This window comes from Kocuria sp. LUK (genome assembly GCF_021012935.1).
GTDB classification, from domain to species: Bacteria; Actinomycetota; Actinomycetes; order Actinomycetales; family Micrococcaceae; genus Kocuria; species Kocuria flava.
The window spans coordinates 75530-88669 of the sequence record NZ_JAJMZI010000003.1 but is presented as its reverse complement, the minus strand read 5'-3'; the positions used below and the strand labels follow the sequence as shown (position 1 = coordinate 88669).

Sequence of the window (13140 nt, the reverse complement as noted above, 5' to 3'; positions counted from 1 at the left end):
CGGCTCCGCGCACCCGCCGTCCCGCACCCGCACCCACCGCACGCCCCGGCGGCAGGCCCCGCACGCCCGCCGGGAGCGAGGAAGGCCCCATGAGCACCGCCCACTCCCCCGGCGCCGCCCGCCCGGAGCCGCACCCGTCCCAGGTGCGCCGCTGGCGGCGCTACCTCGCCGAGGAGCGCACGGAGGCGGAGATCTACCGCCGCCTCGCCGAGCGCAGCTCCGGGCGCGAGCAGGACATCCTGCGCCAGGTCGCCGAGGGCGAGCAGCGCCACGCCGAGCACTGGGTCCGTCTGCTGGGCCCCCACGCCGACCGGCCCGCCCGGCCCTCCCTGTACTCCCGGCTGCTGCTGCTCCTGGCCGGGCACCTCGGGACGGTCTTCGTGCTGGCCATGCTCCAGCGCGCCGAGGGCCGCTCCCCGTACCACGACGAGGAGGACGCCTCCGACGCCATGGCCGCCGACGAGGCCGTCCACGAGGAGATCGTGCGCGCCCTGGCGACCGAGGGCCGGCACAAGCTCTCCGGCAACTTCCGCGCCGCCGTCTTCGGCGCCAACGACGGGCTGGTCTCCAACCTGGCCCTCGTGATGGGCGTGGGCGCGACCGGCACCTCGGCGGCCATGGTCCTGTTCACCGGCCTGGCCGGGCTGCTGGCGGGAGCCCTGTCGATGGGCGCCGGCGAGTTCGTCTCGGTGCGCTCGCAGCGCGAGCTGCTCGACGCCTCCCAGCCGACCCAGGTCACCCTGCACGCCGCCCCGAACCTCGACCTGGACGCCAACGAGCTCGTGCAGATCTACCGGGCCCGCGGGATGAGCGAGGAGGCCGCCGAGCACCGCGCCGCCGAGCGGCTGGGCTTCCACGACTGCGACTGCGACCCCTCGCTGTCCTTCCGCGACCCCGGCGCCGAGCAGGAGCCCGGCCCGGAGCACGTGGCCCTGGGCACCGACCTGGGTGCGGCGGCCTCGAGCTTCGCGTTCTTCGCCTCGGGCGCCCTCGTGCCGATCCTGCCCTACCTCGTCGGCCTGAGCGGGGCGGCGGCCGTGGTCGTCTCCCTCGTCCTCGTGGGCGTGGCGCTGCTCGTGACCGGCGGCCTGGTGGGCCTGCTCTCCGGCGCCTCCCCGTGGAAGCGGGGTCTGCGCCAGCTCGGCATCGGCTTCGGCGCCGCCCTGGCGACCTACGCCCTGGGGCTGCTGTTCAACACGAGCGTCGCCTGAGAACGCCGGGCGGACACCGCACCGGCCCCGTCCCCACTTGTGGGGACGGGGCCGTTCCGTCCGGGCCGGCGCGGGTGGCCGTCACCGGTTCGCCGCCCCGGAAAACGGCGCCCCGGGCGGCGGGGCCGCCTCCGCAGCACCCCCGAACGGGGGGCATCGCAGCCCGCCCGGGACGGGTGCCCCGATCTTCTGCCCGCCCGCGGGTGCGAATGCACCGGGGCGTCGGATAAACTCGGCCTCGTGGTGGAAACCACAGCAACGGGGGAAATTGCGCGGGCAGGACCGATTCGGAGGCACTGGGGGGTGCACCGTCTGCGGCGCCCGCGCTCTGAAAGCCGCTCAGCCCACGGCTCTCCTTCGTTGAGGCGTGCAACGCCTGCCGATGGCCGCGGGTCCTCCACCGGAGGCGCACCTCTCCCCGCGCCGGGCGCGATTCCGCCGCCCGTTCCCGCGGCCATCGGTCTTCACCACCGCCGCTCCCGGGCCCGCCGCCCCTGCCGCGCTCCCCGGCGTCCCCGCAGGCGCACCGCCCCGCACGGCTCCCGCCCCGGCACGGCCCTCCGCGGCAGCCGCTAGGATCGGAGGGCCGCACGGTCCGCCGACCGGCCCCCGCGCGGACCCGCCCGCAGCCCACCGCCGAGGAGCCCGCCCATGCCCGAGAACGACCCGGGGACCGTCGAGCACGTCCTGACCGTCCACTGCCCCGAGGCCCACGGTCTGGTCAGCGCGATCACGACGAACCTGACCCAGCAGGGCTGCGACATCTTCGACGTCAAGCACTTCTCCGACCGGTTCACGGACGAGTTCTTCATCCGCTGCCACACCGTCAGCGAGGCGGGCACCGCCGACACCGCCTCCCTCACCGCGGGCTTCGCCCCGGTCGCCGAGCGGCACGGGATGCGCTTCCGGCTCGAGCCGGTCCAGCGGCGCACCCGGGTGCTGATCATGGTCTCCCGCTTCTCCCACTGCCTCACCGACCTCCTGCACCGCACCCGCATCGGCGAGCTGCCGATCGAGATCGTCGCGGTGGTCTCCAACCACCTGGACCACCGGTCCCTCGTCGAGTGGCACGAGGTGCCCTTCCACCACGTGCCCGTGACGGCCGCGACCAAGCCGGCGGCCGAGGCGCGGCTGCTCGAGCTCGTCGACCGCTACGACGCCGAGCTCGTGGTGCTGGCCCGGTACATGCAGATCCTCTCGGACGAGCTCACCCGCGAGCTCTCCGGCCGGTGCATCAACATCCACCACTCGTTCCTGCCCAGCTTCAAGGGCGCCCGGCCCTACCACCAGGCCTACGCCCGGGGGGTGAAGATGGTCGGGGCCACGGCCCACTACGTCACCGCCGACCTCGACGAGGGCCCGATCATCGCCCAGCGCGTGATCCCGGTCGACCACGCCCACACCCCGGAGGACCTCGTGGCCGTGGGCCGCGACGCCGAGATGCAGGCGCTCTCCAGCGCCGTCAAGTGGCACGCCGAGGGCCGCGTGGTGCTCTCCGGCAACCGCACGATCGTCCTGGTCTGAGCCCGCCCCCTCCCGTCCGCCGGGAGGGGGCGGGCTCAGCGCGCGCCGGAACGGTCGCGGTCCGGGGCCCGGGGCGGTCCCGTGCTGCCCCGCACGACCAGCCGCGTGCCCAGCTCCACGTGGGCGGCCGGCGCCGCGTCCCGCGGGGCGACGGCCAGCTCCACGGCCGTGCGGGCGAGCAGGGCCGGGTCCTGGGCGAGGGTCGTGAGGTCCAGGTAGGGCAGGCGCGCCTGCGCGGAGTCGTCGAAGCCCACCACCGACAGGTCCCGCGGCACGGCGAGCCCGGCCGCCAGCGCCTGTCCCACGACCCCCGCGGCGCAGCGGTCGTTGAAGGCCACGACGGCGGTGGGGGCGGGGTCCCGGGCGAGCAGGCGGTCCAGGGCCGCGGCGCCGCCGGCCTCCGAGGCCTCGGCCGGCTCCACGACGGCCTCCGCGCCGAGTCCCGCGGCCGCGACCGCCTCCGCCCAGCCGGCCCGGCGCCGGGCGCCGCCGGCGGCGCGGCCCGCCTCGAGATAGGCGATCCGCCGGTGGCCGAGCCCGGCGAGGTGCTCCACCGCGAGCACCGCGCCCCGGTGGTCGTCGGTGGCCACGCTGGCCACCGCCGGGGACTCCAGGCGCCGGGTCACCGAGACCACGGGCAGCTCCTGCGCGATGCGCTCCAGCCGCTGCTCGGGCAGCGCCCCGCCGAGCAGGACGAGAGCCTCACAGCGGTCGCGCAGCAGCCCCTCCACGGCGTCCGCCTCGTCCCGGTGGGCGGTCACGGCCGCGAGCACGACGTCGCGCCCCAGGGCCCGGGCCGCGACGTGCAGGCCGTCCACCAGCTCACCGTGGAAGGGCTGGCCGGCCTCGAAGGCCACGCCCAGCAGCCGGGAGGCGCCCTGGCGCAGCAGCCGGGCCCGCTCGTCCCGGCGGTAGCCGAGCTCGGCGGCGACCTTCAGCACGTGCTCCCGGGTCTGCTCGCCGGCGCCGGGCGCGCCCCGGAACACGATGGAGACCAGGGCCTGGGAGACCCCCGCCGCGTGGGCGACGTCCCGCATGGTCACCCGGCGGCCGGTGGCCCGGGCCGGGTCCCGCGGCGACGGGCTCACGGCGCGGCCCCCGGGGCGCCGACCGGGACCGCCGGGGTGAAGGCCTCCCGGAAGCGCTCGAGCGCGGTCGCCGGGTCCCCGGCGGCCCAGCCCTCGAGGGCGACGACGCCGGAGTACCCGGCCCCGGCGAGCGCGGCCGCGACGCGCGGGTAGTGGATCTCGCCCGTGCCGGGCTCGCAGCGTCCCGGGACGTCGGCGACCTGGATCTCCCCCACGTGGGGCAGGGCCGCCAGGCACAGCTCCACGAGGTTCCCCTCCCCGATCTGGGCGTGGTAGAGGTCCAGGTTCAGGCGCAGGTGGGGGCTGTCCACGGCGGCCACGAGGGCGAGGGTCTCCTCGGCGCGGGCGAACGGGACGCCGGGGTGGTCCACGGCCCGGTTGAGGTTCTCGAGGGTGAAGACCCGCCCGTGCCGCTCCCCGAGGGCGGCGAGGCGCTCGAGCGTGCGGGCGGCGGCGAGCAGGTCGGCGGCGGTCACGACCTCGTGCGGGACCACCGGCAGCCCGCGGGCGTCGAGGCCCGTGCCGTGGACGTTGAGCCGCGGGCACCCGAGCACCTCGGCGGCGGCCAGGGACCGCTCGGCCGTGCGCAGCAGCTCGTCGGCGGCGCCGGGGTCCACGAGGCCGCCGCGGACGTAGCCGGTCATCGAGCCGAAGCGGGCGCCGGTGGCCGCCAGCGCCGGGAGGTCCTTGGTGGTCCAGTCCCAGATCTCGACCTCGAGGCCCGCCGCGTCGAGGCGGCGGACCCGCTCGGTCAGCGGCAGGTCGGTGAAGAGCATCTCCGCGCTGGCGGCGAGCACGAACGGGCTCACCGGCCGGCCCCCGAGGCCGGCAGGCGCACGGGGGCGCCGGTGCGGCAGGACTCGATGCAGGCCAGGGCGATCCGCAGCGCCTCGCGGGCGGCGTCCACCCCCGGGGCCTCCGCGGGGTCCTCGGGCCCCGTCCCGGCGGGGCGGCCGAGGGCCGCGAGCGCGAACGAGCGCAGCTCGGCGGCGTAGGCCCGGCCCATCGACTGGGTGTCGCACCGGAGCGTGTCGGCGCTGAGCCCCTCCGGTCCGTAGAGGCGCAGGCTCGAGGCGGCGAGCTCGCCCACGGTGGCCATCCCGCCGGAGCCGAAGACCTCGGCGCGGGTGTCGTAGCCGTAGGCGGCGGAGAAGCTGGCCTCGGCGGTGGCGATCGCGCCGTTGTCGTAGCGCACGGTCACCACGGCGGTGTCGAGCAGGCCGGCGTCCTTGTGCTCGGGGGCCACGAGCGCGTCGGCGACCGCGTGGACCTCCACCGCGCGGGCGCCCGGGTTCAGGAAGTTCAGGGCGTCGAAGTCGTGGATGAGGGTCTCGCGGAAGATCGTCCACGGCGCCACCGCGGCCGGGTCGACCAGACCGGGGTCGCGGGTCGTGGAGCGCAGCAGCTGCGGGGTCCCGAGCCGGCCCTCGTCGACGGCGCGACGGGCCTGCGGGAAGCCGTCGGCGAACCGGCGGTTGAAGCCGACGCGGAAGACCGTGCCGTGCTCCTCGACGGCGCGGGCCACGCGCTCGATCTCCTCGAGGTCCATCCCGGCGGGCTTCTCGCAGAAGACCGCCTTGCCGGCGGCCGCGGCCTGCTCGACGAGCCCGGCGTGGAAGCGGGCCGGGGCGGTGATCACCACGGCGTCCAGGGCCGGGTCCGCGAGGACGCCGCCGAGGTCGGTGGCGGCCCGCTCGACCCCCAGTGCCGTGGCGAGCCGGGCGGCGGCACCCTCCACGGGGTCGGCGACCACGGCGAGCAGGGTCTCGGGGACGGCGCGGGCGAGCAGCTCGGCGTGGTTCGAGCCGATGCGCCCGGCGCCGATCAGGCCGACGGTGAGCTGGCGGTGCTGGGGCACGGGGACCTCTTCCCGGGGAGGGCCGCACGGCCGGAACGGCTCGTGCGGTGGAGCACGAGCCACGCTAGTACGTACCAGCTCCGGCGTCTAGTACGTACTAGACGCCGTCGTTCCGCGCGCCCCGGCGCCTGCCGGGGCCACGCGCACCGGTGCGCCGGTGCGCAGGGACTCCTGAGCGGCGTCGGCCACGCGCGCGGCGGCCACGGCGTCCTCCGGCGGACAGGGGTTGACCCGCTCCCCCAGGACGAGCTCGACGAAGGCGAGCATCTCGGCGCGGTAGGCGTCCTCGAAGCGCTCGGCGAAGGTGCGGTGCGGCGGCCCCGCGGGGAAGGCGGTGCCGGGCTCGGCCGAGCGCAGGGCGGCGCGGTCGTCGAGGCCGACGACGACGGTGCCCTCGGAGCCCTGCAGCTCCAGGCGCACGTCGTGGCCCGCCCCGTTGTAGCGGCTCGCGGAGACCGTGCCGACCGTGCCGTCGTCGAGGGTCACCACGGCCAGGGCCGTGTCGACGTCGCCCACCGCCCCGATCGCGGGGTCGCCGTTGTTGGAGCCGAGCGCGTAGACCTCGACGATCTCCCGGCCGGTGAGCCAGCGCACGACGTCGAAGTCGTGGACGGAGCAGTCGCGGAAGAGCCCGCCGGAGCTCGCGAGGAACTCGACGGGCGGCGGGGTCATGTCGCAGGTGACCGCGCGCAGCGACGAGAGCCTGCCCAGCTCGCCCGAGCGGAGGGCCTCGCGGGCGCGCAGGTAGCCGGCGTCGAAGCGGCGCTGATGGCCGATCTGCACGGTCCCGCCGGCCCGCCGGACGTGCTCCAGCACGGGCAGGGAGCTCGCGACGTCCAGGGCGACGGGCTTCTCGCAGAAGACGGGCACCCCGGCGTCGACCCCGGCCCGGATGAGCTCGGGGTGGGTGGCGGTGCCCGTGGCCACGACGAGGCCGTCGACCCCCGCCGCCAGCAGCTCGGCCGCGGAGGGCAGGAACTCGGCGCCCGTGCGCGCCGCGACCGTCCGGGCGTGCTCGGCGGCCACGTCGGTGAGACGCAGCCGCAGCTCGACGCCGCGCTCGCGCAGGGGGGCGCGCAGGGCGGCGAGGTGCTCCGCGTGCATCACGCCGATGCGCCCGACGCCGGCCAGTCCGAGGGTGATCTGCTGCATGGTGCTCCTTCGCGGTGGGGGCCGGGACCCGGGCGGGAACGGTATTGGAACGTTCCCATGTCGGGGTCTAGGCTAGGGACGGACGCGGAGCGCGTCAACGCCTGCCCGCCACCGGCCCCGGAGCCGGCCGGGGACCGGAAGGAGCACCATGACCACGCCGCCCCGCCGCCGCGCCGCGACCATCGTCGACGTCGCCCGGCGGGCCGGCGTCTCCAAGTCGGCGGCCTCACTGGCCCTGCGCGGCACCGGCTACGTGAGCGAGCAGAAGCGCGAGGCCGTGCGCCGGGCGGCCGAGGAGCTGGGCTACCGGCCCAACGCGGCCGCCCGTGCGCTCGTCGAGTCGCGCAGCCGCATCGTGGGCGTGGTGCTCAACGACCTGCGCAACCCCTGGTTCACCGGCGCGGTCGAGGGACTCGGCACCCGGCTGGACGCCGCGGGCCTGCAGGTGCTCATGGGCGACTTCAGGCTCGACTCGCGCAGCGGCGGCTCGCTGGTCCCCAAGCTGCTGGAGCTCAACGTCGAGGGGCTCGTGCTCGTGGGCACCCTGCCGGAGAGCCCGGTGCTGGCCCGGGCGGCGGCACAGGTGCCCACGATCGCCCTCGGGGCCCCGGCGGGCCCGGCGCCGGGGGTGACGGTCGTGACCAACGACGACGTCGCCGGGGCGGGGCTCGTGGTCGGCCACCTCGTGGCGCTGGGCCACCGCCGGATCGCCCACGTGGACGGCGGGGACACGGCGGTGGGGGCGGCGCGCAGGCGCGGCTACGGGGAGGCGATGCGCGCGGCCGGCCTCGCGCGCGAGATCCGCGTCGTCCCGGCGGACCTCACCGAGGAGGCCGGCCACCGCGCCGCCCGGGTGCTGCTGGCCGGGCCGGACCGCCCCACGGCGGTCTTCGCCGTCAACGACGTCGTCGCCCTCGGGGTGCTCTCCGCGGCCGAGGAGCTGGGTCTGGCGGTCCCCGGGGACCTCTCGGTGGCGGGCTACGACAACACCCCCGTGGCGCAGCTGCGCCGGATCGGGCTCACCTCCGTGGACACGGCCGGCCGCGCGGCCGGGGTCCGGGCCGGCGAGCTGCTCCTCGGCCGGCTCGCACCGGGGGCCCCGCGGCCCCCGGACGAGCTGCTGCCCCCCGTGCTCGAGGTCCGGCACAGCACCGCCCCTCCCCCGGCCTGAGCCGCCGGGGCGGCCGCTCCGCGCCGCGCCCGGGCGTGGGCCGGCCCCCGCACCCGGGCGAGGTCCACGGGGGCGGGGGCCGGGGTCCCGGAGTGGGCGCTCAGCCCTGGCGGCGGGGCCGGGCGAGGGACTCGGCCATGTCGGCCTGGACCTGCTGCATCTGGGTGGTGTGCCCGCCGAGCTGGGCGAGCTCGTGGGTGAGCTCCTCGAGCTCGGCCCCGCCGGCCATCTGGGCGGTGAGGTCGCCCAGGGCGATCCCGGACTTCTCGTAGTAGCCGATCGACCGCCCGCGCTTGAGCAGCAGGAACCGGTCGCCCACCGGGTAGGCGTGGTGCGGGTTGTGGGTGATGAACACGACCCCCAGCCCCCGCTCCTTGGCCTGGAGGATGTAGCGCAGCACGACCCCGGACTGCTTCACGCCCAGGGCCGCGGTGGGCTCGTCGAGGATGAGCACCTTCGCCCCGAAGTGGACCGCGCGGGCGATGGCCACGCACTGGCGCTCGCCGCCGGAGAGGGTGCCGATGGGCTGGTCGACGTCGCGCAGGTCGATGCCCATGTCGGCCAGCTCCTGCTTGGTGATCGCCTTCATCCGGGCGGTGTCCAGCCGCCGGAAGGGCCCGAACCCGGTGGTGAGCTCGGAGCCGAGGAAGAAGTTGCGCCACACCGGCATCAGGGGCACCACGGCCAGGTCCTGGTAGACGGTGGCGATCCCGGCGTCGAGGGCCTGGCGCGGGGAGCCGAAGGTGGTCTCCTCCCCGTTGACGTACAGGGTGCCGTCGGTGTGCTGGTGCAGCCCGGCGATGATCTTGATCAGGGTGGACTTGCCGGCGCCGTTGTCGCCGAGCACGCAGGTGACCTTGCCGGCGTCCACGGCCATGGTCACCTCGCGCAGGGCGATGACGTTGCCGTAGCGCTTGCCCACGTTCTCGAGGGAGACCAGGTGGGCCGGACCGCGCTCGGCCGTGGTGCCGCCGGCGGGTGCGGTGGTGGGGTGGGTCGACACGGTGGTCACTTCCTCTCGACGCGCTTGCGCACGTACATGTTCACGATCGTGGCGAGCAGCAGCATCAGGCCCAGGAAGAACTTGAACCAGTCCGGGTTCCACTCGGCGTAGACGATGCCGCGGGAGGCGATGCCGAAGATCAGGGCGCCGATCGCCCCGCCGATCGCGGAGCCGAAGCCGCCGGTGAGCAGGCACCCGCCGATCACCGCGCCGATGATGTAGAGGAACTCGTTGCCCACGCCCTCCCCGGACTGCACGGAGTCGAAGGCGAAGAGGTTGTGCATGCCCACGAGCCAGGCGCACAGGCCCACGCCCATGAACAGTCCGATCTTGGTGCGCGCCACGGGCACGCCCACCGCACGGGCGGCGTCGGGGTCCCCGCCCACGGCGAAGATCCAGTTGCCGATCCGGGTCTTCAGCAGGACGAACGAGGCGATCGCCACGAGGGCGATCCAGTAGAACACCGTGATCCGGATGCTCACCCCGCCCACCTCGACCGAGGAGGCGAAGACCGCCTTGGCGGCGTCGAAGCCGTCCATGCCGCTGATGGACGGGGAGGAGACGGAGCCGCCGATCAGGCGGGTCAGGGCGAGGTTGAGGCCGGTGAGCATCAGGAAGGTCGCCAGGGTGACGATGAACGAGGGCAGCTTCGTGCGCATCAGCAGCACGCCGTTGACCAGCCCGATCGCCAGGGAGGTCAGCAGCGCCACGGCGACCCCGACCCAGACGTTGAGCCCGAAGTACCAGCTGAACAGCGAGGCCGTCAGGGCCGAGGAGATCACGGCCACGCCGGTGGAGAGGTCGAACTCCCCGCCGATCATCAGCAGCGACACCCCGACCACCATGATCCCGATGGTCGAGGCGCCGTAGAGCACGGTGGAGATCGACTGGGCCTGGGTGATCGACGGGGCGGCGACCGCGAAGAACAGTCCGACGACGACGGCGCCGACGAGCGCGCCGATCTCGGGACGGGCCAGCAGGGCGCCGAGCAGGCCGCGGGTCTGGACCCGCTCGTCGGCCGGGGCGGCGGCGGTGGGCGTGGGAGCGGCGCCGGGCGCCGGCTCGCGGTCCGGCGCCGGGGCGGCCGGGGTGCGGGTGGAGGACATGGAATTCTTCTCCTGGTCGAGAGCCTGGGTGCGGTCCTGGGAGCGGGCCCCGCTCAGCGGATGCCCTCCTCCGCGTACTGGAGGACCTGCTCGGCGTTGTCCTGGTCGACGATCGCCGGGCCGGTCAGGGTCGGCTGCCCGCCGCCGATCCGGAAGGCGCCGCGGTGGTCCTGCCACAGGGCGTCGACGGAGAGGTAGCCCTGCAGCCACGGCTGCTGGTCGACGGTGAACAGCACGTCGCCGTCCACGATCGCCTGGGCCAGGTCGCCGTTGAGGTCGAAGGAGGCGACCGTCACGTCGCTGCCGGCGTCCGCCTTGGCGTCGAGCAGCGTCATGGTGAAGGGCGCGCCGAGACCGATGATCGCGTCGGCCTCCTGGGAGGACTGCAGCTTGGCGGTGGCCGTCGAGGCGACCTGGGTCATGTCGGTGCCCTGGACGTAGAGGACCTCGGTCTCCGGCAGCGCCTCCTTCACGCCCGCGCAGCGGGCCTCGAGGCCCACGTGGCCCTGCTCCTGGATCACGCAGACGGGGTGCTGCACGCCCTCCTCCGCGAGGCGCTCGCCCGCGGTGCGCCCGGCGAGCTGCTCGTCGGAGCCGAAGTGCGCGAAGGCGCCGAGCTCGGCGAACTCCTGCTCGCCCGCGTTGAGGGTGACCACGGGGATGCCGGCGTCCTCGGCCCGGCCCAGCACGTCCCGCAGGGCGTCGGGCTTGGCGGCCGTGACGGCGATGCCGTCGACGTCCTGGTCGATGTACTGCTGGACGAGCTGCGCCTGGCGTCCGCCCTCGGGGTCGGAGGCGTAGAGGAACTCGACGTTGTCCTTGGCCGCGGCCTCCTCGGCCCCCGCACGGATCCGGTCCCAGAAGGTGTCGCCCGGGACCGCGTGGGTGACCATGGCGACCTTCATCCGCTCGGTCGAGGCGACCTCCCCGCCGCCCTCGCCACCACCCTGCGCCTCCGTGCGGCCACCCTCGCTCGAGCAGGCCGTCAGGGCCAGGGCCGGGACGAGCAGGGCCGCCGCGGCGAGCCGCCGCCGGGCACGGATGGTCCGTCGCTGGTTCATGGGGATTCTCCTCTCGTGGCGGGGCCCCGCGCCGCTGTGCGCTCCTCGGCCGTACCGCCTGCGGATCATGGTGAGTGACACAGCTCACAAATGTCAATAGAATGTATGGACATAACGACAAGATCGTTCCGCGCGTTACGCTGGACCCAGCGCCGCCCGCCGGCACGACGCCCGAAACCCGCTGGAGGACCCCGTGGCCGCACCGCTCCGACTCGCCGTCGACAAGAACTCCCCCGTGCCCCTGTACCACCAGGTGGCCCAGGCCCTGGAGGACGCCATCCGCACCGGCGAGCTGCCGCCGGGGACGAAGCTGGACAACGAGATCGACCTCGCCAACCGGCTCAACCTCTCCCGCCCCACGATGCGCAAGGCCATGGACCAGCTGGTGCGGGCCGGGCTGCTGGTGCGCAAGCGCGGCGTGGGCACCCAGGTCGTGGGCAGCCAGGTCCGCCGCTCGCTCGAGCTGTCCAGCCTCCACGACGACCTGCGCAGCAGCGGGGGCTCCCCCACCACGGCCGTCCTGGACCTCGACCGCGTGCCGGCCGACGAGGAGACCGCGCGGCTGCTCGGGCTGAGCCCCGGCGACGAGGTCTACCACCTGCGCCGGGTGCGCAGCACCGACGGCGAGCCGCTGGCCCTGATGGAGAACTGGGTGCCGTGCTCCCGGTGCGAGCTCGACCGCGAGCGCCTGGAGCAGGACGGCCTGTACGCACTGATGCGCGCGCAGGGCGTGACCTTCCAGCTGGCCCACCAGCGGGTCGGCGCCGTCGCCGCCGACGAGGAGCAGGCCGCGCTGCTGGGCGTGGAGCCCGGCGCGGCGCTGGTGTCCATGACCCGCACCGCGCTCGACGACGTCGGCCGGCCCGTGGAGACGGGCAACCACCTCTACCGCGGGGACAAGTACAGCTTCGAGCTGACCCTGGTCCAGCACTGAGGCCGGGCCCGGCCGGGCCCACCGGAAACGCACGAGCACCCGAGACGCAGGAGGATCCCATGACCGACACGTCCGCACGCCCCGAGTGGGTCTACCCGAAGGGCTCCGCCGCCCACGGAGGCTGGTTCGTCTCCCTGGGCGGGCACGACTCCCCCACCGAGGTGCCGGGGTGGGCCCACACCGGCCTGCGGGTGGCCGACCTGGGCCCGGGCGAGGGCCTGGCCCTGGACGCCGTGGCGGAGGAGCGCATCGTCGTGCCGCTGTCGGGCTCCTTCCGCGTGGACTCGGGCGGGACCACCTACGCCCTGCAGGGCCGGCCCTCGGTCTTCGCCGGGCCCACGGACGTGCTCTACACCGGCGTGCGCACCGATCTGACGGTGATCGCCGAGGAGGGCGGTCGGGTGGCCGTGGCCTCGGCCCCCGCGAAGGCGGAGCACCCGCCCCGGCACCTGCGGCGCGAGGAGATCCCCGTGGAGCTGCGCGGGGCCGGCACCTGCTCGCGGCAGGTGCACAACTTCGGCACGCCCGCGGCCCTGGAGGCGGACCGGTTCATCGTGTGCGAGGTGCTCACCCCCGCGGGGAACTGGTCGTCCTACCCGCCGCACAAGCACGACGAGGAGAAGGAGGGCGAGACCGCCCTCGAGGAGATCTACTACTTCGAGACCCGCGTGGCCGAGGACGTCCCCGGCCCGGGCCCGGAGGGGGCGGACCCCATGGGCTACCAGCGGGTCTACGCCTCGGACGAGCGGCCGATCGACGTCAGCGCGGAGGTGCGCTCGGGCGACGTCGTCCTCGTGCCCTACGGCTGGCACGGCCCCGCGATGGCGGCCCCGGGCTACGACCTGTACTACCTCAACGTCATGGCCGGCCCGGGCCGGGTGCGGGAGTGGCTGATCAGCGACGACCCGCACCACGGCTGGGTCCGCCGGTCCTGGGACGAGGCGGAGATCGATCCGCGGCTGCCCTTCGGCCGCTGAGCGCACGGTCCGGAACCGGCTGCGGCCCCGCCCCGGTGGGCGGGGCCGCAGCCGG

Annotated in this window: 12 protein-coding genes; 5 read left to right on the top strand and 7 right to left on the bottom strand. The window is 75.3% G+C overall.

Annotation, left to right across the window (positions count from 1 at the left end; genetic code table 11):
* The first annotated feature begins 89 nt into the window (after positions 1–89).
* Both LQU92_RS06045 and purU read left to right on the top strand, forming a co-directional pair.
* Complete coding sequence (locus tag LQU92_RS06045; protein ID WP_230778946.1) at positions 90–1211, top strand: VIT1/CCC1 family protein; 1122 nt, start codon at positions 90–92, stop codon at positions 1209–1211.
* Between the two features lie 651 nt (positions 1212–1862).
* Positions 1863–2735 (top strand): formyltetrahydrofolate deformylase, encoded by an 873-nt coding sequence (gene purU / locus LQU92_RS06040; protein WP_058858221.1) that lies wholly within the window; start codon positions 1863–1865, stop codon positions 2733–2735.
* 35 nt (positions 2736–2770) lie between these two features.
* On the opposite strand, the gene LQU92_RS06035 is transcribed toward purU, so the two are convergent.
* The 4 genes from LQU92_RS06035 to LQU92_RS06020 all read right to left on the bottom strand — a co-directional run bounded on the left by LQU92_RS06035 (position 2771) and on the right by LQU92_RS06020 (position 6833).
* Positions 2771–3823: a LacI family DNA-binding transcriptional regulator gene (locus tag LQU92_RS06035; RefSeq protein WP_230778943.1), complete on the bottom strand. Its 1053-nt coding sequence runs from the start codon at positions 3821–3823 to the stop codon at positions 2771–2773.
* A complete protein-coding gene (locus LQU92_RS06030; RefSeq protein ID WP_058858220.1) occupies positions 3820–4632 on the bottom strand; it encodes a TIM barrel protein in 813 nt (270 codons plus the stop codon). The genes LQU92_RS06035 and LQU92_RS06030 overlap by 4 nt, the downstream gene beginning before the upstream one ends.
* On the bottom strand, positions 4629–5681 hold the full coding sequence (locus LQU92_RS06025; RefSeq protein ID WP_230778940.1) for a Gfo/Idh/MocA family oxidoreductase: 1053 nt from the start codon (positions 5679–5681) through the stop codon (positions 4629–4631). The genes LQU92_RS06030 and LQU92_RS06025 overlap by 4 nt, the downstream gene beginning before the upstream one ends.
* 87 nt (positions 5682–5768) lie before the next feature.
* The gene (locus LQU92_RS06020; RefSeq protein ID WP_230778937.1) at positions 5769–6833 is read right to left on the bottom strand and encodes a Gfo/Idh/MocA family oxidoreductase; all 1065 of its coding nucleotides are present in this window, start codon (positions 6831–6833) and stop codon (positions 5769–5771) included.
* 148 nt (positions 6834–6981) lie between these two features.
* Between LQU92_RS06020 and LQU92_RS06015 the strand changes: the two genes are divergently transcribed.
* Complete coding sequence (locus LQU92_RS06015) at positions 6982–8004, top strand: LacI family DNA-binding transcriptional regulator (RefSeq protein ID WP_230778934.1); 1023 nt, start codon at positions 6982–6984, stop codon at positions 8002–8004.
* 100 nt (positions 8005–8104) lie between these two features.
* On the opposite strand, the gene LQU92_RS06010 is transcribed toward LQU92_RS06015, so the two are convergent.
* Genes LQU92_RS06010 through LQU92_RS06000 form a run of 3 tightly spaced genes read right to left on the bottom strand, consistent with a single transcriptional unit; the run spans position 8105 to position 11174 of the window.
* On the bottom strand, positions 8105–9007 hold the full coding sequence (locus tag LQU92_RS06010) for an ATP-binding cassette domain-containing protein (RefSeq protein ID WP_230778931.1): 903 nt from the start codon (positions 9005–9007) through the stop codon (positions 8105–8107).
* Between the two features lie 5 nt (positions 9008–9012).
* Positions 9013–10113: an ABC transporter permease gene (locus tag LQU92_RS06005; protein ID WP_230778928.1), complete on the bottom strand. Its 1101-nt coding sequence runs from the start codon at positions 10111–10113 to the stop codon at positions 9013–9015.
* Between the two features lie 53 nt (positions 10114–10166).
* A complete protein-coding gene (locus LQU92_RS06000) occupies positions 10167–11174 on the bottom strand; it encodes a substrate-binding domain-containing protein (protein ID WP_230778925.1) in 1008 nt (335 codons plus the stop codon).
* A gap of 193 nt (positions 11175–11367) precedes the next feature.
* On the opposite strand from LQU92_RS06000, the gene LQU92_RS05995 reads away from it, so the two are divergent.
* Both LQU92_RS05995 and iolB read left to right on the top strand, forming a co-directional pair.
* Positions 11368–12108 carry a GntR family transcriptional regulator gene (locus tag LQU92_RS05995; RefSeq protein WP_230778922.1) on the top strand — a complete coding sequence of 247 codons (741 nt, stop codon included), beginning with the start codon at positions 11368–11370 and terminating at the stop codon, positions 12106–12108.
* Positions 12109–12167: 59 nt separating this feature from the next.
* Entirely contained in the window at positions 12168–13085 is a 918-nt protein-coding gene (iolB, locus tag LQU92_RS05990; protein ID WP_230778919.1) for a 5-deoxy-glucuronate isomerase, read from the top strand.
* Positions 13086–13140 lie beyond the last annotated feature (55 nt).